General features: G+C 66.2%; 24 protein-coding genes. 14 read left to right on the top strand and 10 right to left on the bottom strand.

Annotated elements, in window-relative coordinates; genetic code table 11:
* Window positions 1-83 precede the first annotated feature (83 nt).
* The 10 genes from C725_RS07655 to C725_RS15325 all read left to right on the top strand — a co-directional run bounded on the left by C725_RS07655 (window position 84) and on the right by C725_RS15325 (window position 8,932).
* Window positions 84-2,192 carry a RelA/SpoT family protein gene (locus tag C725_RS07655; RefSeq protein WP_008601629.1) on the top strand — a complete coding sequence of 703 codons (2,109 nt, stop codon included), beginning with the start codon at window positions 84-86 and terminating at the stop codon, window positions 2,190-2,192.
* On the top strand, window positions 2,189-2,773 hold the full coding sequence (gene pyrE, locus C725_RS07650; RefSeq protein ID WP_008601628.1) for an orotate phosphoribosyltransferase: 585 nt from the start codon (window positions 2,189-2,191) through the stop codon (window positions 2,771-2,773). Before C725_RS07655 ends, pyrE begins: the two co-directional genes overlap by 4 nt.
* 14 nt (window positions 2,774-2,787) lie before the next feature.
* Window positions 2,788-3,552 carry a pyridoxine 5'-phosphate synthase gene (locus C725_RS07645; RefSeq protein ID WP_008601627.1) on the top strand — a complete coding sequence of 255 codons (765 nt, stop codon included), beginning with the start codon at window positions 2,788-2,790 and terminating at the stop codon, window positions 3,550-3,552.
* Window positions 3,549-3,950, top strand: a complete 402-nt coding sequence (gene acpS, locus C725_RS07640; RefSeq protein WP_008601626.1) for a holo-ACP synthase — start codon at window positions 3,549-3,551, stop codon at window positions 3,948-3,950. The genes C725_RS07645 and acpS overlap by 4 nt, the downstream gene beginning before the upstream one ends.
* Before the next feature lie 52 nt (window positions 3,951-4,002).
* Window positions 4,003-4,860: a signal peptidase I gene (gene lepB / locus C725_RS07635; RefSeq protein ID WP_008601625.1), complete on the top strand. Its 858-nt coding sequence runs from the start codon at window positions 4,003-4,005 to the stop codon at window positions 4,858-4,860.
* A complete protein-coding gene (locus C725_RS07630) occupies window positions 4,857-5,996 on the top strand; it encodes a M14 family metallopeptidase (RefSeq protein WP_008601624.1) in 1,140 nt (379 codons plus the stop codon). Before lepB ends, C725_RS07630 begins: the two co-directional genes overlap by 4 nt.
* Window positions 5,997-5,998: 2 nt before the next feature.
* Window positions 5,999-6,688, top strand: coding sequence for a 2,3-diphosphoglycerate-dependent phosphoglycerate mutase (gpmA, locus tag C725_RS07625; protein WP_008601622.1), 690 nt, complete (start codon window positions 5,999-6,001; stop codon window positions 6,686-6,688).
* A 61-nt stretch (window positions 6,689-6,749) separates the two neighbouring features.
* Window positions 6,750-7,241 carry a 5-(carboxyamino)imidazole ribonucleotide mutase gene (purE, locus tag C725_RS07620; RefSeq protein WP_008601620.1) on the top strand — a complete coding sequence of 164 codons (492 nt, stop codon included), beginning with the start codon at window positions 6,750-6,752 and terminating at the stop codon, window positions 7,239-7,241.
* On the top strand, window positions 7,238-8,317 hold the full coding sequence (locus C725_RS07615) for a 5-(carboxyamino)imidazole ribonucleotide synthase (RefSeq protein WP_008601618.1): 1,080 nt from the start codon (window positions 7,238-7,240) through the stop codon (window positions 8,315-8,317). Before purE ends, C725_RS07615 begins: the two co-directional genes overlap by 4 nt.
* Window positions 8,318-8,380: 63 nt before the next feature.
* Window positions 8,381-8,932, top strand: a complete 552-nt coding sequence (locus tag C725_RS15325) for a protein-tyrosine-phosphatase (protein ID WP_008601617.1) — start codon at window positions 8,381-8,383, stop codon at window positions 8,930-8,932.
* Window positions 8,933-8,959: 27 nt separating this feature from the next.
* On the opposite strand, the gene C725_RS07605 is transcribed toward C725_RS15325, so the two are convergent.
* The 8 genes from C725_RS07605 to C725_RS07570 all read right to left on the bottom strand — a co-directional run bounded on the left by C725_RS07605 (window position 8,960) and on the right by C725_RS07570 (window position 16,402).
* Window positions 8,960-9,199, bottom strand: a complete 240-nt coding sequence (locus C725_RS07605) for a ribbon-helix-helix domain-containing protein (protein ID WP_078056200.1) — start codon at window positions 9,197-9,199, stop codon at window positions 8,960-8,962.
* A complete protein-coding gene (gene phbB / locus C725_RS07600; RefSeq protein WP_008601613.1) occupies window positions 9,199-9,924 on the bottom strand; it encodes an acetoacetyl-CoA reductase in 726 nt (241 codons plus the stop codon). Before phbB ends, C725_RS07605 begins: the two co-directional genes overlap by 1 nt.
* 47 nt (window positions 9,925-9,971) lie before the next feature.
* Entirely contained in the window at window positions 9,972-11,018 is a 1,047-nt protein-coding gene (gene hemH / locus C725_RS07595) for a ferrochelatase (RefSeq protein WP_008601612.1), read from the bottom strand.
* A 117-nt stretch (window positions 11,019-11,135) separates the two neighbouring features.
* The gene (locus C725_RS07590) at window positions 11,136-11,633 is read right to left on the bottom strand and encodes a DUF3035 domain-containing protein (RefSeq protein WP_008601611.1); all 498 of its coding nucleotides are present in this window, start codon (window positions 11,631-11,633) and stop codon (window positions 11,136-11,138) included.
* A gap of 53 nt (window positions 11,634-11,686) precedes the next feature.
* Window positions 11,687-12,202, bottom strand: coding sequence for a signal peptidase II (lspA, locus tag C725_RS07585; RefSeq protein WP_008601610.1), 516 nt, complete (start codon window positions 12,200-12,202; stop codon window positions 11,687-11,689).
* Window positions 12,199-15,096 (bottom strand): isoleucine--tRNA ligase, encoded by a 2,898-nt coding sequence (gene ileS / locus C725_RS07580; protein WP_008601609.1) that lies wholly within the window; start codon window positions 15,094-15,096, stop codon window positions 12,199-12,201. The genes lspA and ileS overlap by 4 nt, the downstream gene beginning before the upstream one ends.
* A gap of 50 nt (window positions 15,097-15,146) precedes the next feature.
* Window positions 15,147-15,710, bottom strand: coding sequence for a DUF924 family protein (locus C725_RS07575; protein WP_008601608.1), 564 nt, complete (start codon window positions 15,708-15,710; stop codon window positions 15,147-15,149).
* Window positions 15,692-16,402 (bottom strand): class I SAM-dependent methyltransferase, encoded by a 711-nt coding sequence (locus C725_RS07570; RefSeq protein WP_008601607.1) that lies wholly within the window; start codon window positions 16,400-16,402, stop codon window positions 15,692-15,694. The genes C725_RS07575 and C725_RS07570 overlap by 19 nt, the downstream gene beginning before the upstream one ends.
* 29 nt (window positions 16,403-16,431) lie before the next feature.
* On the opposite strand from C725_RS07570, the gene dapF reads away from it, so the two are divergent.
* From dapF to C725_RS07550, 4 genes are all read left to right on the top strand, one after another.
* On the top strand, window positions 16,432-17,241 hold the full coding sequence (gene dapF, locus C725_RS07565) for a diaminopimelate epimerase (RefSeq protein WP_008601605.1): 810 nt from the start codon (window positions 16,432-16,434) through the stop codon (window positions 17,239-17,241).
* A gap of 17 nt (window positions 17,242-17,258) precedes the next feature.
* The gene (gene mtaB, locus C725_RS07560) at window positions 17,259-18,482 is read left to right on the top strand and encodes a tRNA (N(6)-L-threonylcarbamoyladenosine(37)-C(2))-methylthiotransferase MtaB (protein WP_038282412.1); all 1,224 of its coding nucleotides are present in this window, start codon (window positions 17,259-17,261) and stop codon (window positions 18,480-18,482) included.
* 30 nt (window positions 18,483-18,512) lie between these two features.
* On the top strand, window positions 18,513-19,469 hold the full coding sequence (gene ftsY, locus C725_RS07555) for a signal recognition particle-docking protein FtsY (RefSeq protein WP_008601601.1): 957 nt from the start codon (window positions 18,513-18,515) through the stop codon (window positions 19,467-19,469).
* A gap of 249 nt (window positions 19,470-19,718) precedes the next feature.
* Window positions 19,719-20,336, top strand: coding sequence for a septation protein A (locus C725_RS07550; RefSeq protein WP_008601600.1), 618 nt, complete (start codon window positions 19,719-19,721; stop codon window positions 20,334-20,336).
* 6 nt (window positions 20,337-20,342) lie between these two features.
* Here the strand turns inward: C725_RS07550 and C725_RS07545 are convergent, their stop codons facing one another.
* Both C725_RS07545 and C725_RS07540 read right to left on the bottom strand, forming a co-directional pair.
* On the bottom strand, window positions 20,343-20,981 hold the full coding sequence (locus C725_RS07545) for a hypothetical protein (protein ID WP_008601599.1): 639 nt from the start codon (window positions 20,979-20,981) through the stop codon (window positions 20,343-20,345).
* Window positions 20,982-21,130: 149 nt separating this feature from the next.
* Entirely contained in the window at window positions 21,131-21,751 is a 621-nt protein-coding gene (locus tag C725_RS07540) for a superoxide dismutase (RefSeq protein ID WP_008601597.1), read from the bottom strand.
* Window positions 21,752-21,843 lie beyond the last annotated feature (92 nt).

The following is a 21,843-nucleotide window of genomic DNA, read 5'->3' as shown; positions in this document are numbered from 1 at the left end:
CGCGGTTCGTACCCTGCCCGTCCCGCGCCCTCCGCGCCGGACGGGCATTTTCTTTGTACGCGCGCCGCTCCATATAGGACGCGATGCTGCGCCAGTACGAACTTGTCGAGAAGGTCAGATCCTATGATCCCGGTGCGGACGAGGATCTCCTCAACCGTGCCTATGTGTTTTCGCTGAAGGCGCATGGATCGCAAAAGCGCGCGAGCGGCGATCCCTATTTCTCTCACCCCGTAGAGGTCGCGGGCATCCTGACCGATCTGAAACTGGACGACGAGACCATCGCGACGGCGATCCTGCACGATACGATCGAGGATACCGTCGCCACACAGGAGCAGATCGAGGATCTGTTCGGCTGCAATGTCGCGCGGCTGGTCGACGGCGTCACGAAATTGTCGAAGATCGAGGCGCAGACCGAGAATGAGCGCGCGGCGGAAAACCTGCGCAAGTTCCTGATCGCCATGTCCGGCGATATTCGCGTGCTTCTGGTCAAGCTGGCCGACCGGCTGCACAATATGCGCACGCTGCATCATATCGCGAAGCCGGAAAAGCGGCGGCGGATCGCACGCGAGACGATGGACATCTACGCGCCGCTGGCCGAACGCATCGGTATGTACCAGTTCATGGACGAGATGCGCGAAATCTCCTTCCGCGAGCTGGAGCCGGACGCCTTCGCCTCCATCGAGGCGCGGCTCGCCGATCTGCGCGCCTCGGGCACCGGACGGGTGGAGGAGATTGCCGAGGACATCGCCAGAACGCTGGGCGCGCACGGCGTATCGGCGGAGGTGACCGGCCGGGAGAAAGCGCCCTTCAGCATCTACAAGAAGATGCAGGAGCGCCATATCGCGTTCGAACAATTGTCGGACGTCATCGCCTTTCGCGCCGTGGTGGACCGGCCGGACGATTGTTACCGCGCGCTGGGCGTCATCCACCAGAAATGGCCGGTCGTACCGGGGCGGTTCAAGGATTTCATCTCCACACCAAAGCGGAACGGCTATCGCAGCCTGCACACCACGGTCTTCATCGGCGAGAAACAGCGCGTCGAGATCCAGATCCGCACGGAGGCGATGCACGAGCAGGCGGAGCATGGCCTGGCCGCGCACTGGGCGTACAAGGACCGCGGCGAAGATGCGCGCGCCGAGCACGGCGAATATCCCTGGATCCGCGATCTTGTCGAGATTCTGGAGCATGCCGGCAGCCCGGAGGAGATGCTGGAGCATACGCGGCTCGCCATGTACCAGGACACCGTCTTCTGCTTCACGCCGAAGGGCGAGTTGATCCAGCTGCCGCGCGGATCGACGCCGGTGGATTTTGCCTATTCCGTCCACACCGACGTCGGCAGCACCTGCGTTGGCGCCAAGGTGAACGGACGGCAGGTGCCGCTGAGGACGCGCCTGAGGAACGGCGACCAGGTGGAGATTTTGCGGTCGGAGTTTCAGGAGCCGGATCCGAGCTGGGAAATGTTCGTCGCGACCGCCAAGGCGCGGGCGGCGATCCGGCGGCATGTCCGCATCAAGGGCCGGGCGGAGGCGATCAGCCTGGGCCGCAAGATTTACGAGGAGGCGATCAGCCGGCTGGACGGCGAAGTCACGCACAAGGCCTTCTCCGACGCCCTGAAGCGCCTCGGCGTCGAGGACGAGGAGACGCTGTTCGAGCGGCTGGGCAATCAGGACGTGTCCGACCGCACGCTGATCGATGCGCTCGCCCCCGGCCTGTTCTCCTCCTGGCGGCGGTCGCGGGCGAAGCGGGGAAACCGCAAGGCCATCTCCATCAAGGGGCTGACGCCCGGCGTCGCGGTGCATCTGGCGCCCTGCTGCCATCCCATTCCGGGCGACCGGATCGTCGGGGTGCGGCGAAGGGTCGGCGGCATCGACGTGCATGTCGTCGATTGCAGCGAGCTGGCGGAACTGGACGATCGCGAGTGGCTGGACCTGAAATGGGGCGACGACGCCGCGGCCGGCATCGCCACGCTGACCATCGTGCTGCAGCACCAGACGGGCGCGCTGGCGAAGGTGACGGCGATCCTGGCGCGGGAGGACGCGAATATCATCAATCTGCGCACCCGCGACCGCGATACCGTTTTCGGCACGTTCCAGATCGACCTGGAAGTGGACAATGTGGAGCATCTGACCCATATCATCGCCGCCCTGAGGTCCAGCGACGCGGTGACCAGCGTCGAGCGGGAGAAATTATGACCGAAGACGAGATTTTCGCCGAATTCCGGGCCGCCGACGCGCTGCTGGAGGGGCATTTCATTCTCTCCTCCGGCCTCAGGAGCCCGAAATATCTGCAATGCGCGCGCGTGTTGATGGACCCCGCCCGCGCCGCCCGTCTGATCGCCGGGTTGTGCGCGAAGATCCCGGATGCGGTGAAGAAAGAGATCGACGCGGTGGTCGCGCCGGCCATGGGCGGCATCCTCGCCGGCTACGAACTGGCGCGCGCGCTGAACGTGCCCTCGATGTTCGTCGAGCGGCCCACGGGCACCTTCGAACTGCGCCGCGGATTCCGCCTGGAACCGGGCCAGAAGATCTTCATGATGGAAGACGTCGTCACGACGGGCCTGTCCTCTCGCGAGGCCATCGCCGCCATCCGCGAGGCGGGCGGCGAGGTGATCGCGGGCGGCTGTCTGGTCGACAGATCGAACGGGACGGCCGATATCGGCGTGCCGCTCTACAGCCTGATCGCGCTCGACGTGCCCACCTACGAGGCGGCGAAGGTGCCGCCGGAGCTTGCGAACATCCCGGCCGTGAAGCCGGGATCGCGCAAGGCAGCCTGAGCGGCGGCGCGCCCATGCCCGCTCCCCTGCTGCCCGCTCCCCTGCGTCTCGGCGTCAACATCGACCATGTCGCGACCATCCGCAACGCGCGGGGCGGCGTGCACCCCGATCCCGTTCGCGCCGCGCGGGACGCCGCAAAGGCCGGTGCCGACGGGATCACCGCGCATCTGCGGGAAGATCGCCGGCACATCACCGACGACGATATCGAGCGGCTGATGGCGGCGCTCGACATTCCGCTGAACCTGGAAATGGCCGCGACGCCGGAGATGCTGGCCATCGCGGTGCGTCACAAGCCGCATGCCGCGTGCATCGTCCCCGAAAAGCGAGAGGAACGCACGACGGAGGGCGGCCTTGATGCGGCCGGGCAGGCGAACAGCCTGATGCGGTACGTTCAGGACCTGACGAATGCGGGCGTGCGCGTCAGCCTGTTCATCGAACCGGCCCGCGCGCAGGTCGACGCCGCCGTCCGGCTGGGCGCGCCGGTCGTGGAACTGCATACCGGCAGCTATGCGGAAGCCGAGGGTGCGGCGCAGGAGGCCGAGCTGGCAAAGCTGATGGACGCGGCCGCCCATGCGCATACAGCCGGGCTGGAGGTCCATGCCGGGCATGGGCTGACCCACGCCAATGTGGAGGCAGTCGCGGCGATCCCGCAGCTTGCCGAACTGAACATCGGGCATTTCATCATCGGCGAGGCGGTGTTCGTCGGCCTTCCCGCCGCCATGGCGGAGATGCGGGCGCGCATGGAGGCCGGCCGCGCCGCGGCACCGACGCCCGCATGATCGTCGGGCTGGGCAGCGACCTGTGCAGTATCGAGCGTATCCAGGCCTCTCTGGACCGTTTCGGTGAACGCTTCATCCGGCGCTGCTTTACGGAGGTGGAGCAGAAGAAGGCGGCGCGGCGCGAACTGACCCGCGCGGGCACATTCGCCAAACGCTTTGCGGCGAAGGAAGCCTGCGCCAAGGCGCTGGGCACCGGCTTTCGCCAGGGCGTGTTCTTCCGCGACCTGGGCGTCGTCAACCTGCCCTCTGGCGCGCCGACGATGAATCTGACGGGCGGCGCCGCCGCGCGACTGGAAAAACTGACGCCGCCGGGGCATAGGGCGCATGTACACCTGACCATGACCGACGATCATCCCTGGGCGCAGGCGTTCGTCATAATAGAAGCGCTGCCCGCGTAACGGAGAAGTCCCCATTTCCGAAACCAGCGAAGAGGCCGCGGCTGCCGAGGCGGTGGACGCCAAATCCGCAAAGGCCCGCAAGGCCAAGAAGGAAACCAACTGGCTGGACGAGCTGAAGCACATCGCGCTGCTCGCCCTGGCCGTGATGGCCATCTGGTCGTTCGTCGCGAAACCCTTCTTCATCCCGTCCGAATCCATGGTGCCGACGCTGTTGACCGGCGACCGGCTGATCGTGACGAAATACCCCTATGGCTATTCCTACCTGTCGCCCTTCGTGCGGTTCCTGCCGGAGATGGAGGGTCGCCTGTTCGGGCGCTATCCGACGCGCGGCGACATCGTCGTCCTGAAGGATCCGGTCAACCACGAGGACTGGATCAAGCGCGTCATCGGCCTGCCCGGCGACACGGTGCAGATGCGCGGCGGCACGCTGTACCTGAACGGAGAGGCGATCCCGAAGGTGCAGGTTGCGCCCGCCCATATCGAGGAATCGCCGAACATGCCCTGCGATCCGCGTGTCCCGCAATTCCGCAAGGACGAGAGCGGCGGGATTTACTGCGAATATCCGCGCTTTGTGGAAACGCTGCCGAACGGACGCCAGTATCAGGTGCTGGACCTGGGCGACACGCCGGGCGACTATACCCGCCCGCAGGTGGTGCCGGAGGGGCACGTATTCCTGATGGGCGACAATCGCGACCGCAGCGCCGACAGCCGTTTCGCCGCGCGCGAACATGGCGGGCTCGGCATGCTGCCGGTGGAGAACATTTCCGGCCGCGCCGAGTTCATCACGTTCAGCCTGGACGGATCGTCCGAATATTTCGACCCGAGTACGTGGCTGGGCGGCCTGCGCCCCGAGCGCGCATGGAAATCGCTGCGCCACCTGCCGGACAATTTGAAGGAAGACGTAGAATGACCCTGTCGATCTCGAGCAGCTTCGACGCCGGCAACATCAAGGTCGAGCGGCTGGACGGCCCCGACCAGATCGAACTGTCGATCCCGAAGGACCACAAGTCGGAGTTCGCGCAGTGGTTCTATTTCCGCCTGACGGGCGCAAAGGACACGCCCTGCACCATCCGCATTACGGGGCTGAAGGACAGCGCCTATCCCGCCGGATGGCCGGACTACCGCGCGGTGGTGTCGGAAGACCGCATCGACTGGACGCGCGCCGACACCAGCTATGACGAGGGCGCGGGCGTCCTGACGATCAACGTGACGCCGGTGACAGGCGCCATGTGGATCGCCTATTTCGCGCCCTATTCCATGGAGCGTCACCACGACCTGATCGCGGAAACCGCCGAAGCCGACGGTGTGGAGATCGAGACGCTGGGCCAGACGCTGGACGGGCAGGACATGGACCTCGTCAAGATGGGCACCGGTCCGCTGAAACTCTGGATCATCGCGCGCCAGCATCCCGGCGAGGCGATGGGCGAGTGGTGGATGGAGGGGGCGCTCGGCGCGCTGACCGACGAGGCCGATCCCGTTTCCCGCAAGCTGCGCGAGCGCGCGACGCTGTACATCGTGCCGAACATGAACCCGGACGGATCGCGGCGCGGTCATCTGCGCACCAATGCGGAGGGCGTGAACCTGAACCGCGAATGGCACGAGCCGACGATGGAGCGCTCCCCGGAAGTGAAGCTGGTGCGCGACAAGATGGACGAGACCGGCGTCGATTTCTGCCTGGACGTGCACGGCGACGAGGCCATCGCCAATAATTTCATCGCCGGCGGCGAGGGCGCGCCGCGCTTCGACCAGCGCGGGCAGCGGCTGCTGGATGGGTGGAAGGCCGCCCTTCTGGCCCGCTCCCCCGACTTTCAGGTGGACGAGGGTTATCCCGTCGACCAGCCGGGCAAGGCAAACCTGACCGTCTGCACGAACCAGATGGTCGAACGCTATGGCTGCCTGGCGATGACGCTGGAAATGCCGTTCAAGGACGCCAGGGTTATGGCGGACGAGGAGCGCGGCTGGAGCCCGACGCGCTGCATGCGTCTGGCCGAGGCGTGCCTGGGCGCGACGCTCGACATGTTTGACGATCTGGAGGCCAAGGACTGACCATGCCCACTCTCGTACTTATCCGTCACGGCCAGTCGCAGTGGAACCTCGAAAACCGCTTCACCGGCTGGTGGGATGTGGACCTGACCGAAAAGGGCGTGGAGGAAGCCAAGGCCGCCGGCCGGGCACTGGTCGAAGCGGGCATGGATTTCGACACCTGCTTCACCAGCTTCCAGAAGCGCGCGATCAAGACGTTGAACTACGCGCTGGAGGAAATGGACCGCCTGTGGCTGCCCGTGACCAAGGACTGGCGCCTGAACGAGCGGCACTATGGCGGGCTGACCGGCCTCGACAAGCAGGAAACCCGCGACAAGCACGGCGACGAACAGGTGCATATCTGGCGCCGCAGCTTCGACACGCCGCCGCCCGAAATCGAAGCGGCGTCGAAATACGACCTTGCCGGCGACATTCGTTATGAAGGCATCGAGGTTCCGAAGACCGAAAGTCTGAAGCTGACCATCGAACGCGTGCTGCCCTATTGGGAAAGCACGATCGTGCCGGAGCTGAAGGCCGGCAAGCGCGTGCTGATTTCCGCGCACGGCAACAGTCTGCGCGCGCTGGTGAAGCATCTGTCGAACATCTCCGACGAGGAGATCCCGGGGCTGGAGATCCCGACCGGACAGCCCATGGTGTACGAGCTGGACGACGATCTGTCCGAAACCGACCGCTATTATCTGAAGGACCGGCGCTAGCCGCCGCCGCGCCTGCCAGGGGTGCGGGCGCAAGACTTGGGGAAAAAGGGTAGTTCCGATCATGGCAGAGGACCAGCCGCCGCTCGTCGGTATCATCATGGGCAGCCAGTCCGACTGGGATACGATGCGGCACGCCGCCGATATTCTGGAGGAGCTTGGCGTCGCGCATGAAACGCGCATCGTTTCCGCGCACCGCACGCCCGACAGGCTGTACGATTATGCACGGTCAGCCAAGAGCCGCGGTCTGAAGGTCGTGATCGGAGGGGCCGGCGGCGCCGCGCACCTGCCCGGCATGACGGCGGCGTTGACGCCGCTGCCCGTGCTGGGCGTCCCGGTGCAGTCGAAGGCGCTGAGCGGTCAGGATTCGCTGCTGTCCATCGCGCAGATGCCGGGCGGCGTCCCCGTAGGGACACTCGCCATCGGCAAGGCCGGCGCGAAAAATGCCGGACTGCTGGCCGCCGCGATCCTTGCTGCCTTCGACGAGGCGCTGGCGGAGCGGCTGGATGCCTGGCGGACGGCGCAGACGGATGCCGTGGCCGAGGAGCCGCAATGAGCGGGACCGCCCCGATCGCGCCGGGCGCCACGATCGGCATCGTCGGCGGCGGACAGCTTGGCCGCATGCTTGCCATCGCGGCTGCGAACCTGGGTTACCGCGTGCACATCTATGCACCGGATGAAGCGCCGCCGGCGGGCGACGTCGCGGCAGAGGTGACGCGCGGGGCCTATGACGATCTGGAGGCCCTGGGACGCTTCGCGAAGGCGGTCGACGTCGCGACGTTCGAGTTCGAGAATGTCGATGCCGGCGCGCTCGCCTTTCTGGCGGAGCATGTTCGCCTTTCGCCCAATCCGGAGGCGCTGGCCAAGGGACAGGAACGCGTCGGCGAGAAAGAATTCGTGGCGAGCCTGGGCGGGCGGACAGCGCCGTTTCGCGCCGTCGAAAGCCTTTCGGGTCTGCAGGCGGCCATCGCGGAGGTTGGCGCCCCCGGCATCCTGAAGACCGCCCGCTTCGGCTATGATGGCAAGGGGCAGGCGCGGCTGGCCGGGCCTGCGGACTGCGAAACCGCGTGGGAGGAGGTCGGCCAGACCTCCAGCATTTATGAGGGGTTCGTCGATTTCGAGGCGGAGTTCTCCATCCTGATCGCACGCGGCGCGGACGGAAAAAGCCTGATCTATCCCGCGCCGCATAACGAGCATGAGGACGGCATCCTGGCGCGCAGCACCCTGCCCGCCGGACCGGTCATCGCGGATCAGGTGGAGGAGGCCGCGGCGCTTGCCGTAAAGGTCGCCGACGCGCTGGATTATGTCGGCCTGCTGACGCTTGAATTCTTCGCCTCCGCCGAGGGGCCGGTCTTCAACGAGATGGCCCCGCGCGTCCACAATTCCGGGCACTGGACCATCGAGGGCGCGCGCACGAGCCAGTTCGAGAACCATATTCGCGCCGTTTGCGGCCTGCCGCTGGGCGATGTCAGCCTGTCCGCGGCCAGGGTGGAAATGCGCAACCTGATCGGCGACGCGGTCAATCATTGGCAGGATGTCCTGTCGGACCCCGCCGCGCACCTGCACATCTATGGCAAGGGCGAGGTTCGGCCGGGCCGCAAAATGGGTCATGTCACGCGGTTGTTCGCGTAGATCGCCCCGGAGGTCGCTACGGAGATCGCCAGGCAGGCCGGAACAAGAAGGAGAGACCTCGTCATGCCCGCAGACTGGCTCCGCATCAGCTCGCTTGCAGAGGGGCGGCTGGCGCGGGATGTCGCCGCCTTTGGCCCCACGCATATCGTATCGCTGGTAAATCCCGATTTCGACCTCGACCGGCGGCCGCCCTTTCCCGACGATGTCGACGTTCACACCGTTGCGCGGCGCGATGTCGTCGGAAACGAGATCGACGGTCCGGACGAAGACGCGGTGGCGGCGCTCATCGCCTGGCTGCAGCCCATAATCGCGGCGCGGCGAAGCGGCACATCCGTCCGTCTTCTGAGCCACTGCCATCAGGGGATCAGCCGCTCCACCGCCGCTGCGCTGGTGGCCCTGACGCTGGACCGCGACGGCGATGCCAAGGCTGCGTTCGCGGATCTGCTGTCGATCACCAACAAGCCATGGCCGAACGCGAAGATTCTCGCACTGGCGGAAACGGCGCAGAACTGGGACGGACGCCTGTCGGTGATCGTCGAAGATTACAAGCGAGCCTTTCGGCACCGTCCGGCGAGCTACGCCCGGCTGCAGCGGCGCATGGGACTGTACCTGTAGAGGGTGACAGAGGCAGCCGGTGCGCGTTCAGCCGGCCCGCTCCCGCTCGAACAGCCACACGCGGATGGCGCTGGAGAGGTTGGTCGTGCGCGCCTCGTCGATCTGCGCCACGAGGTCCGCGAGCGGCCGCTCCTCCTCCGCCGCCGCGTCCTGCAACGCCTGCCAAAAGACCGGCTCCAGGCTGATGGAGGTGCGGTGCCCCTGAATGGTGAGGGAGCGCTTTTCCGCGCCGCCGCCCATGCCCGCGTCCTCCGCAGCCGCCGGCATCAGTACATGTGCTGTCCGCCGTTCATGGAAAGCGTGGAGCCGGTGACGAAACCGGAATCCTCACCGCACAGGAAGGCGACGCCGCGCGCGATTTCCTCTGCCTGACCCAGGCGCCCGACGGGGATCTTCGCGACGATCTTTTCAAGCACCGGTTCGGGAACGGCGGCGACCATGTCGGTGTCGATATAGCCGGGCGCGAGCGCGTTGACGGTGATGCCGAAGCGCGCGCCCTCCTGCGCCAGCGCCTTGGTGAAACCGTGGATGCCGGACTTCGCGGCGGCGTAATTGACCTGTCCGTACTGGCCGCCCTGCCCGTTGATCGAGCCGATGTTGACGATACGGCCCCAACCCTTGTCCTTCATACCGGGAAAGACGGCCTTCGCCATGTTGAAGCAGCCGCCGAGATTGACGCGGATCACATCCTCCCACATCTCCCGGTCCATCTTCATCAGCGTGCCGTCGCGGGTGATGCCGGCATTGTTGACCAGAACGTCGACCGTGCCATGCTCCTCGGCGATCCTGGCGACCGCGTCCTGCACGGCGTCGTAATCGCCCACGTCGAACTTCGCGACGGGAACGCCGGTTTCTTTCGAGAAGGCCTGCGCCTTCTCGTCATTGCCGCCATAATTGGCAACGACGGTGTAACCCAGACCCTTGAGCTTGTGACAGATGGCGGCGCCGATGCCGCGCGTGCCGCCGGTGACGATTGCGACGTGATCACTCATAAAGGAGCCTCCCCAGGCGAATCGGGTTACAGGATTAACGAACTGACTTAACGGCTTTCCCGCCAGCCGGCGAGGTCGCGTTCGACGAGATGGGTCAGAAGCCGGATGCCCGCCGGCCGCGCGTTGAGGCAGGGCAGATAGGCAAAATGCGTGCCGCCGGCCCCCTCGAACTGCTCGCGGCCCTGAATGGCGATTTCCTCCAGCGTTTCCAGACAATCGGCGGGAAAGCCGGGCGCCGCGACGGCGACCCGTTTCACGCCCTCTGCCGGCAAGGCTTCCAGCGTCTTGTCGAGATAGGGTTGCAGCCATTCCGCGCGGCCGAAACGCGACTGGAAGACGATGCGCACCGGCAGGTCCAGCCGTTCCCCCACGAGCCGCGCGGTCTTCTGGCAATGGCAGTGGTATGGATCGCCGAGCTCGAGCGTGCGGCGCGGCATGCCGTGAAAGGTCAGGATGAGTTCGTCCGGGCGGAAATCGAGCGCGGCAAGACCGGCACGGTAATCCTCCGCCAAGGCCTCGATATAGGCCGGATCGTCATACCAGGGCGCCGCCGTGCGCAGCGCCGGCTGCCAGCGCTGCCCCCGCATCCAATCGGCGACCCTGTCCGCGACCGTGGCCGAGGTGGCGGCGGAATATTGCGGGTACATCGGCACGATCAGGATCCGCTCGCACCCCGCCGCCTTCATTTCGTTGAGGCGGCTGGTGATAGAAGGGTTGCCATAGCGCATGGCAAAATCGACGCGGCAGTCCGGCAGCGCCTCTGCCAGCGCGGCGGCCTGATCGCGCGTATGCAGCGTCAGGGGTGACCCGCCGCGCTGCCGGTCCCATATGCTGGCGTAGAGCTTCGCGCTTTTCGCCGGGCGGGTACGCAGGATGATCCCGCGCAGGATCGGCTGCCAGGCGAGCCTTGGAATTTCGATGACGCGCGGATCGGAGAGAAACTCCGCAAGGTAGCGCCGCACCGCCCCCGCCTCCGGCGCGTCGGGCGATCCCAGATTGACGATGAGGACGCCGATACGCGGCGCCGGAACCGGCGGATGGTCCGTGGGCCGGTGCCGGCCGTCAGTGTTCATGTTCGGATTGGGCAGGATCATGCGCGCCCTCTTTCCCAATCCCGCGCGTCGGGGAAAGGCCCGATCTTGCCGCAGGTTTCCACGACGCCAAACAGCCAAAGGGGCGGCGGCGGGTCGGTTCGCCCGCCGCCCCTTCGATCAATCGTCCTCGCCGTCCGTCTGGGGCGCGCCCTCTGGGACGGTCGCGCCCGTGGGAACGGGCGTCGTGGCGGTGCCGAGGCTGGCCTGACCGACGTTCGGGTCCTGCGTGCCGGCGGGCGCGGCGACGATGTCCTTCACCTGCGCGCCCTTGTTGACGGTGTCCGTCCCGGCGGAGCCGGCGACGCTGCGCGCAGCGGGCTCGGCATCGGCTGCGCCGGCGTCCCTGAGCAGCATCTCCTCGGACCGGCTGGCGGCGGGCGGGCGGACGCCGGCGCCGAACAGCGCCTCCATGGCCTGTGCCTGCGCTTCGGACTCGATCGCGCGCGGCGCGCCGGGGCGCGGCGGCTCCAGCGCGAAATCGGGCGGCACGACCAGCGGCGCGTTGCGGGTGATGGCGAACTCGTCGGGCGCCTGGCGATTGGAAAGGCCGCCGCCACCACCGCAGGCGGTCAGGATCAGGGCGCCGCCCATGACGGCGAAAGCGATACTCTTCATTCGAACTCTCCTCTTGGCCGCCATCCTAATGGAAACGGCCGCATATGGCGATGTCATTTGCCGGGCGGGTCCACAGCCTCGCGTTGCCGCGCGCGCTTTTGCCCGTCCGGCCACAGAAAGGCGCGCAGCAGCAGCACGGCGACGCCGACGCTGATGCCGGCATCGGCGATGTTGAAGACATAGAAGCTCCAGTCACCGATATAGAAATGCACGAAGTCGATGACGTAGCCGAGCCGTGCACGGTCGACGATGTTGCCGATCGCCCCGCCAAGGATCAGGCCCATCGCGGCCAGGTCGACATTGTCGCGTTCGGAATTGATCCACCAGATGATCGCAAGAGCGATGGCCGCCGTCAGGACGACGAGGCCCCAGCGGGCGATATCCTCTCCGCCCGCCTCCAGCATGCCCATGGCGACGCCGGTATTTTCCACCCAGGTGAGCGACAGGGACGGGATCAGCGGCACGCTGCCGAGGCGTTCCAGTTCCAGCCCGTTCACGACCCACAGCTTCGAAAGCTGATCGAGAATGAAGACGAAGGCCGCCAGAATATAGGCGCGGGTCGCGGTCATGCGCCGATCACTTCGGCGCAGCGCTTGCAAAGCTGCGTGGCCGTGTCGACGTCCGGCGTGTGGCGCCAGCAGCGCGCGCATTTCTCCAGCTCCGTCTTGTCCACGCGCACCCATGCGCCGGGATACGTCTCGGACTCCGCCGCGCCCCCGACCGCGTCGTGACGAGCATCGACGCGGCTGACGATGGCAAGCTCTGCAAAGTCGACGCTGTGAACGTCGGCAAGATCGGTCGTGTCCGACAGGATCAGCGCTACATCAGCCTCGTTCGACGAGCGCACGGTCTTTTCCCGGCGCAGCGGCTCGATGGCTTCCGTCACGGCGGCGCGGATGCGGCGCAGGCGCGTCCACTTTTCGCCCAGCGCATCGTCGCGCCAGCCCGCCTCCACCGCCGGCCAGTCGGCCAGATGGACGGAACCGTCCTGCGACGGGAAGCGCGACTGCCACACCTCCTCCGCCGTGAAGGCGAGGACGGGCGCGGTCCAGCGGACGAGCCCATGGAAGAGAATGTCGAGGACGGTGCGGCAGGCGCGCCGCTTCGGATCGTCCGGCGCGTCGCAGTAGAGCGAATCCTTGCGAACGTCGAAATAGAAGCTGGACAAATCGCGCACGGCAAAGGTTTCCAGCGCCGTCACATAGGCGGTGTAATCATAATCCGCCGCCGCCTGCTTCAGCTCGCCGTCCAGTTCGGCCAGGCGGTGCAGCACCCAGCGTTCCAGTTCCGGCATCTCGTCAGCCGAAACGCTTTCGGCTTCGTCGAAATCACCGAGCGCACCCAGAAGGTAGCGGAAGGTATTGCGCAGCTTGCGGTAACGGTCGGAGACGCCGCGAATGATCTCGTCGCCGATGCGGTGATCCTCCGTAAAGTCGACGGACGCGACCCACAGGCGCAGGATGTCGGCACCCTGCACGTCGACGATCTTCTTCGGATCGGTGGTGTTGCCGAGCGATTTCGACTGTTTGCGCCCGTCCTTGTCGAGCGTCATGCCGTGCGTCAGCAGTTCCTTGTAAGGCGCGTGGCCCCGCGTCGCGCAGCTTTCGAGGAGCGAGGACTGGAACCAGCCGCGATGCTGGTCCGACCCCTCCAGGTAGAGGTTGGCGGGCGAACGCAGCTCCGGCCACTTGCCCGATTCCAGCACGAAGGCATGCGTCGAGCCGCTGTCGAACCACACGTCGAGAATGTCGGTGACGGGCTGATAGTCCACCGCGTCATAGTCCGCGCCAAGCAGCGCCTGATGATCGGCGGCGAACCAGGCGTCGGCGCCGCCATCCCGAACCGCCGCGACGATGCGCGCGTTCACCGCCTCGTCGATCAGGAACTCGCCGCTTTCGCGGTGCAGGTACAGCGTCAGCGGTACGCCCCAGGCGCGCTGGCGCGACAGCACCCAGTCGGGCCGACCCTCAACCATCGATTTCAGGCGTTTGTAGCCGCGCTCCGGCACAAAGCGGGTCTTGTCGATCTCGCCCAGCGCCGTTTCGCGCAGCGTGTTCGTGCGCGCGCCGACGGTTTCGTCCATGTAAACGAACCATTGCGGCGTGCAGCGATAGATCAGCTTCGCCTTCGACCGCCAGCTATGCGGATAGCTGTGGCTGTACTTGTCGTCCGCCGCCAGAAGCGCGCCGGCTTCGCGCAGCGCGGTGCAGACGGGGCCGTCCAGGCCGTTCACCTTGTAAACGTGATCGCCGCCGACGACCGGCCAGCCCTCCTTGTAGCGCCCGCCCTCGTCCACGACGAACATCGGATCGATGCCGTGCGCGCGGCACAGGCGGAAATCGTCCTCGCCATGATCGGGCGCCATGTGGACGAGGCCGGTGCCGCTGTCGGTCGTTACGAAATCGCCGGCCAGCAGCGGGCGCGGTTCGGCAAAAAATGGGTGCAGCGCGTGTAAGGGATGACGCGCGACGGCGCCGGCGAGATCGGCGCCCTTGCCGCGCCAGACAATGTCCGCCTCTCCTCCGTCATCCCGGCGAAGGCCGGGATCCAGGTCCGCCGCATCGCCGGTCCGCTCTGGACCCCTGCCTTCGCAGGGGTGACGAGACAGGGTTTGGGAGAGGAGAGACTCTGCGACGACCAACACGCGGCCGTCTCTGCGCACCGCGACGTAATCGACGTCCTCCGCATAGGCGAGCGCTCGGTTCACGGGAATAGTCCAGGGGGTCGTCGTCCAGATGACCGCACGGGCACCCACGAGCTCGGGCGCGTTCGGGGCCTCTACGATCTCGAACGCCACGTCGATCTCGGTCGAGACGATGTCCTGATATTCGACCTCCGCCTCGGCCAGCGCGGTCTTTTCGACCGGCGACCACATGACGGGCTTGGCGCCGCGATAGAGAAGGCCGCTCGCCGCGACCTTCAGGAATTCCTCGACGATGACGGCCTCGGCCTCGTAATCCATCGTCAGATAGGGCCGGTCCCACGTCCCCATGATGCCCAGGCGCTGAAACTGCGCGGACTGCACCTCCACCCATTTGGCGGCGAAGTCGCGGCACTGCCGGCGAAATTCGATGGGGTCGACGGCGTCCTTGTCGCGGCCCTTCTTGCGGTACTGCTCCTCGATCTTCCATTCGATGGGCAGGCCGTGGCAATCCCAGCCGGGCGTATAGGGCGCATCATAGCCGCGCAAGCTGGCCATGCGCACGGTGATGTCCTTCAGAATCTTGTTCAGCGCGTGGCCGATATGGATGTCGCCGTTCGCATAGGGCGGGCCGTCGTGCAGGATCCACTTTTCCCGGTCCGCGCGCTCCGTGCGCAGGCGGCCGTAAAGGTCCGTTTTCTCCCAGCGCTCCAGAATGCCCGGTTCCTTCTGCGCAAGGCCGGCCTTCATGGGAAAGTCGGTCTTTGGCAGGAAAACGGTGTCGCGGTAATCGGGAGCGGTGCTGTTCTGATCGTCGGCCATAGGTGCGCGCGGTTAGCAGGGGCGCGGGCGCCTTGGAAGCCTCGGCTGCGCTAGAAGCCGCCGCCCTCGTCCAGATATTGCTGCTCGGCCGCCGTCGTGTCCCGGCCGAGGGCGGCATTTCGGGCAGGATAACGCCCGAACCGCGCGATCACGTCGCGGTGCAGATGCGCGAACTTCGCCTGCTCCTCCAGCCCGAGCGCCTCGTAAAGCGCGACGGAGCGGTCCTGCGCGCGCATGTCCTCCGCATGCATGAACGGCATGTAGAGAAAGGCGCGCTCGTAAGCGCCATAATCCCCCTCCCAGCCGCGCTCGATGGCGAGGTTCGTCAGGTTGAGGGCGTCCGTGTCGCTGGCGAAAGCGCGGGCATTGCCGCGATGAAGATTGCGGCTGAACTGGTCGAGGACGATGATGCCGGCGAGGACGCCCTGCCGGCTGTCCAGCCACGCCTCCGGAAACTCTGCCGCGACGCGTTCATGCAGCGTGCCGAAACGGGCGCGGATTTCCGCGTCGAAGGCCTCGCCGCCATTGAACCAGCGATCCTGCCCCGCCTCCTCGAACCAGAAGCTGAGGACGTCTTCCGGGCCGGGAACGACCGCTACTGCGGATTCTGGCACGGAACGATATCCTCTGGCGCGGGGCGCGGCTCCGAGGCACGGAAGATCGCAACATAGGTGTTGCCGTCCTCCAGCGGCGACTGCGCGACCTGCTCGAACCCGATGGCGCCAAGCTCGCAGGCGAGAAGCTCCGGCGGTGTGCCGTGCTGCGAGGTAATGCGGTCGGCATCGACGACGGCGATGGTGGCATCGGGGCGAAGCGCCTCTCGCAGATGCCATAGCAGCGCATAGGGATTCTCGATCTCGTGATACATGTGCACGAGAAGCGCGTGATCGAGGCTTTCCTCCGGCAGCTTCGGATCGGCGGGGGTGCCCAGCACCGCCTCTACATTGCCGAACCCGTTCGCATTGGCGCGCACCTCAAGATCCGACACCACATCCGGGAAGATATCCTGCGCATAGACGCGGCCGCCCTCGCCCACTGCAGCAGCCAGCTTCTGCATGTAGAAGCCCTTGCCCGCGCCGATATCGGCCACGGTGTCGCCCGCCTCCACCCCCAGGACGGCGAGCACCGTATTCGCCTCCCCCGTCTGCTCGCGGCTGGCCTCATCGGAATATTGGCTGGCAACGATGGCGGACACGGGCCGCTCCACCGGCGGAAAGGGGCTGAGCTCTTCGTCGGAGGAGCTATCCGCGCCGTTGCAAGCGGACAGCATCAAAATGGCGGCAAGTGATGCGCGTATCGTGGACATGAACACCTCTTAAACCTACATCGCCGCCAATGGCACGGCCCTTCACCAAAATGCACGGTCTTGGCAATGATTTCGTCGTGTTCGACGCACGCCAGGACGCGCTCGCCCTATCCGCAGCGCAAATTCGCGCGATTTGCAACCGCAGGACCGGCATCGGCTGCGACCAGCTGTTCATCATGGAGCCGTCCGCGGACGCCGACGTCTTCATGCGCATCTACAACGCCGATGGCGGCGAAGTGTCCGCGTGCGGCAACGGCGCGCGCTGCATCGCCAGGCTGGTGGCCGAAACCCAGGAAACGGGAGCGGTCAGCATCGAAACGCTGGCCGGCGTCATCGAGGGCACGGTGGACGGTCCGGGCGCCGCAATCGACATGGGCGTGCCGAAACTGGGATGGGAGGACATCCCCCTCGCCTATGGCATGGACACGCTGGAGATGCCCGTCGGCTGGGAGGAACTGGACGCGCCGAGTGCCGTCAACATGGGCAATCCGCATGTCGTCTTCTTCGTGCCCGACGTGGAAGCCGTGCCGCTGGAACGACTGGGGCCGCAGATCGAAACCGACCCGCTGTTCCCGGAACGGGTCAATGTCGGGGTCGCGCAAATCACCGCGCGCGGGGAAATCCGGCTGCGCGTCTGGGAACGCGGCGCCGGCCTGACGCAGGCCTGTGGCACGGGCGCCTGCGCGGCGGCGGTGGCGGCGATGCGCCGGCGCCTGACCGAGCGCAAGGTCACGGTGCGCCTGCCGGGCGGTCCGCTGTCGATCGAATGGCGCAGCGACGATCATGTCATGATGACCGGCCCGGCAGAGATCAGCTTCACGGGCGCCATCGCACTTTGAGCGACACCGTCGTCAATATGGGCTGCCGCCTGAACATCCACGAGGGCGAGGTGGTGCGCGCGCATCTGGCTGCCGCGGGCGGCAACCGGGAGAGGGTCGTGGTGAACAGCTGCGCCGTCACCAGCGAGGCCGTGCGACAGACGCGGCAGGCGGTCCGCCGCCTTGCGCGGGAACGCCCGGATGCGGAGATCGTCGTCACCGGCTGCGCAGCGCAGATCGAGCCGGACATGTTCCGCGCCATGCCGCAGGTGGCGCGCGTCGTCGGCAATCACGACAAGCTGAACCCGGAAAGCTGGCGACGCGGCGCGCCGGCGGACATCGTCGGCGACATCATGCGCGTGCGCGAAACCGCGCCGCACATGGTGCAGGCGATGGAGGGCCATGCCCGCGCCTTCGTCGAGGTGCAGAATGGCTGCGACCACCGCTGCACCTTCTGCATCATTCCGCAGGGACGCGGCAATTCGCGCAGCGTGCCGGCGGGCCTGGTGGTGGAGCGGGTGCGGCAACTGGTTTCAGCCGGGCACGGAGAGGTGGTGCTGACCGGCGTCGACCTGACCAGCTATGGTCCCGATTTGCCCGGCGCGCCGACGCTCGGCAGCTTGGTGCGGCGCCTTCTGACACATGTGCCGGGCCTTCGGCGGCTGCGCCTCTCCTCCCTCGACAGTATCGAGGCGGATGAGGAGCTGATCGATCTGATCTGCAGCGAACCGCGCCTGATGCCGCATCTGCACCTGAGCCTGCAATCGGGCGACGACATGATCCTGAAGCGTATGAAGCGGCGTCATTCGCGCAGCGACGCGGTCCGCTTCGTCGAGCGGGTGAAGGCGCGGCGGCCGGACATCGCCATCGGCGCGGACATCATCGCAGGCTTTCCGACGGAAACGCCGGCCATGTTCGAGAACAGCCTGAAACTGATCGCGGACTGCGACATCGTCCTTGGGCATATCTTTCCCTATTCGCCCCGCAGCGGGACGCCAGCGGCGCGCATGCCGCAGGTGCCGGCGGCGGAGCGGAAGGCGCGCGCGAAGACGCTGCGTGCCGCAACGGCGGCGCGGCGGAACCAATGGTTCGACAGGTTGATCGGACAGGATGTGCGCGTGCTGGCGGAGGGCGCGGGCGACCGCGGACATGCGGAGGATTTTGCCCCCGTACAGCTGGACCCGCCCGCCCCGCGCGGTTCCATCGTGACGGCGCGGGTTACTGGTCATGACGGCGCGCGCCTGATAGCGAGCCGCGCATGACAATCGCTTTTCCAGGCCGGGTGGCCGCGCATGGCTGAGACGGACGATCCGACCCCCAGGGCCGGCTGGCTGCAACGCCTGCGCGAAGGGCTCGGCCGCTCCTCCGGCAAGCTGTCGGAAAACCTTTCCGGCCTGTCCCGCCGGCCGCTCGACGATGCGCTGCTGGAGGAAATTGAGGACGCGCTGATCGCCAGCGATCTCGGCCCCGCCATGGCGGCCCGCATCACGGCGAAGCTGGCCGCGGAGAAGTACGACCGGCAGGTGACGGACGAAGACGTGAAACGCCTGGTCGCGGCGGAGGTCGAGACCGTCATGACCAGGGTGGCGAAACCGCTGGAGGTCACCGCCTTTCCGCGCCCGCACACGATCCTGGTCGTCGGCGTCAACGGATCGGGCAAGACCACGACCATCGCGAAGCTGGCGCATCTGTTTCAGGAGCAGGACTATAACGTCATGCTGGCCGCCGGCGACACGTTCCGCGCCGCCGCCATCGAGCAGCTGGAAGTCTGGGGCGGCCGAATGGACATCCCGGTCATTTCCGGCAAGGTCGGCGGCGATGCCGCAAGCCTGGCCTATGACGCGCTGACGAAGGCGTGGGAGGTCGGCACCGACGTCCTGATCATCGACACGGCCGGCCGGCTGCAGAACAAGGCCGGGCTGATGGACGAGCTTGCCAAGATAAAGCGCGTCCTGAAACGGCGCATGGAGTCGGCACCGCACGATGTCGTCCTCGTACTCGACGCCACGACCGGCCAGAACGCGCTGTCGCAGATCGACGTGTTCAAGGAGGTGGCGGGCGTCACCGGCCTCGTCATGACGAAGCTGGACGGCACGGCGCGGGGCGGCGTGCTGGTCGCGGCGGCGGAACGCTCGGGCCTGAAAATCCACGCGATCGGTGTCGGCGAGAAGCTGGGCGACCTGCGCCCCTTCGACCCGGCCAATTTCGCCGCCGCGCTTGCGGGGATGGAGAGCGAATCAGAGAGTTAACACCGCCCCGAACCGGAGAGTTAGCCCACCCCCGAAGCGAAGATTTCGCTCACCACCCATCGTCGCCCCTGCGAAGGCAGGGGCCCCGGGGGCCATGTGATAGCATTGGACACTTGGCCGAAAGGCTCGGCTAATGGGCCCCTGCCTCCGCAGGGGCGACGGGGTTGGGTGGATGGGGACATCCCGCCCATCCGGCTGGAAGAACGCGCGTTTTGCGATAAGTAGGACCGGCAACGAAAGTAGAGGCGTATGACGACGGACGAACCGGGCGGACTGAACAGGAAGGAAAGCCCCGGCCTGCGGCTGGCGCTCGACTTCGGGCCTCTTCTGGTCTTCTTCGCGGTCAACGCGCTGGCGCCGGGCAGCGATATCGATCAGGCGGTGTGGGCGACGGGCGCATTCATGGGCGCGACGGTGATCGCCATGCTGGTCAGCTATTGGAAGACGCGGACCGTCACCATGATGCAGTGGGTGACGCTGGTCATCGTCGGGGTGTTCGGCGGGCTGACGATCTACCTGCATGACGAAACCTTCATCCAGATGAAGCCGACGGTCGTTTATCTGATCTTCGCCGCCGTCCTTCTAACCGGGCTGTTCACGGGGCGCCCGCTCCTGAAGATGGTGCTGGAAAGTGGTTTTCCGCCCATGACCGATCGGGGCTGGCACCTTCTGACGCGCAACTGGGCGCTGTTCTTCCTGGCGCTGGCCGTGCTCAACGAGGTGCTGCGCCAGGTCCTGACGTTCGATCAATGGGTTCAGTTCAAGGTATGGGGCCTGACGATCCTGGGCTTCGTGTTCGCCGCCAGCCAGTTTCCTATTATGACGCGCCACGCGAAGGACAGCCCGGCGGACCGGGAAGGGAAATAGGCGCCGCTACGCGCAGCCCTCCACATAGGCGAGGACCGGCATGACACCGACATGGATCATGCTGACCTTGCCGTCCTCGCCGATTTCGAAGCGCAGAGCGGATTCGCCGCTCTCCGCGTTCGGCGCGGTCAGATATTTGGCCGGCGCCTCGACATATTTGTGCGGCTCCTCACGGAAGCCGGCGAACCATTCCGTCACCTCCGCCTGGCTCGCGCCGACGCCGATCCCCTCGGCCAGCGTCACGTCGGATCGCTGGCCGGCCGTGATGCGCTGGACCTGGCCGTCCGTGACGATGGCGTAGACGCCGGGATAGTCGGGTGAACTGACGGTGCGGCAGGCATCGCCGGTCTGCGCGCCGCGCTCTGCCCATGTACCGTCCGCCGGCACCGGCTCACCGATGCGAAGCTCGCCCAGCCCCTCCAGCCCGAGCACGCCATCGGCAGTCGCGGGCGTGACGGCTTCGTCGTCCGCATCCGCCATGGCCGAATTTTCCTGCGTGGCGGATTCCGGCGAAGGGGCGATCTCCGTTGTGGAGCTTTCCGTTGCGGTCGCATCCGGCGCGGGGTCGTCGGAGGCAGACGAACAGGCGCCGAGAACGAGAAGGGCACCGAGGGCGGAGACGGAAAGCATCGAACGGTAGGCCATGAGGCCGCAAACGCCGACCGCAGGAAAGAGGTTCCGCCTGCCCTCGCCAACCCAGGCCGACGCCGACGCCCATCCCACACAGGCTCCGCAAAGAAAAGGGGCCCGGCGCGTGGCGCCGAGCCCCTTCCCGTTCAATCCAGAGGGACCGATCAGTTGAATTCGGGGATCAGGTCCGCCTCGTCCTTGCCGAGGCATTCGCCGACGAATTCCCAGTTCACGACCTGGAAGAAGTGGTCGATATAGTCCGGACGCGCGTTCTGGCGATCGAGATAATAGGCGTGCTCCCACACATCCATCGTCAGGAGCGGCTTGCCAGTCCCCTCCGCAATGGGATTGGATGCATCGTCGGTGTTGACGATAGCGAGCTGGCCGTCCTTTTCCACCAGCCAGGTCCAGCCGCTGGCGAAATTGCCGGCGCCCTTCGACGCGAACTCTTCCTTGAACTTGTCGAAGCTGCCGAAGGCCTCGTCGATTTTCGCCGCAATGTCGCCGGTCGGCTGACCGCCATTCGGGGTCATGCCGTGCCAGTAAAAGGTGTGATTCCAGACTTGGGCGCTGTTGTTGAACAGGCCCTGATCGCCCTTCTGCTTCGCCGCCTTGAACACCTCGATCAGCGTCTTGCCCTCAAGATCGGTACCCTCGATCGCGGCGTTCGTTTTGTCGACATAGGCCTTGTGATGCTTGCCGTAGTGATAGTTCAGCGTTTCCTCGCTGATATGCGGGGCCAGCGCACCGCGATCATAGGGAAGCGGGGGAAGTGAGAATGCCATGTCAGTCGGTCTCCTGCTGTTGTTCGGAATGTCGGTTAATGAATGCGCAGGACCGCGTGAAGGTCCGCAAGAAAACTAATCACAGCAGGAAG

This window comes from Pacificimonas flava (assembly GCF_000342165.1).
GTDB classification, from domain to species: domain Bacteria; phylum Pseudomonadota; class Alphaproteobacteria; order Sphingomonadales; family Sphingomonadaceae; genus Pacificimonas; species Pacificimonas flava.
Note: the sequence above shows the minus strand (reverse complement) of the source record. Positions and strands in the feature narration are given on the sequence as shown.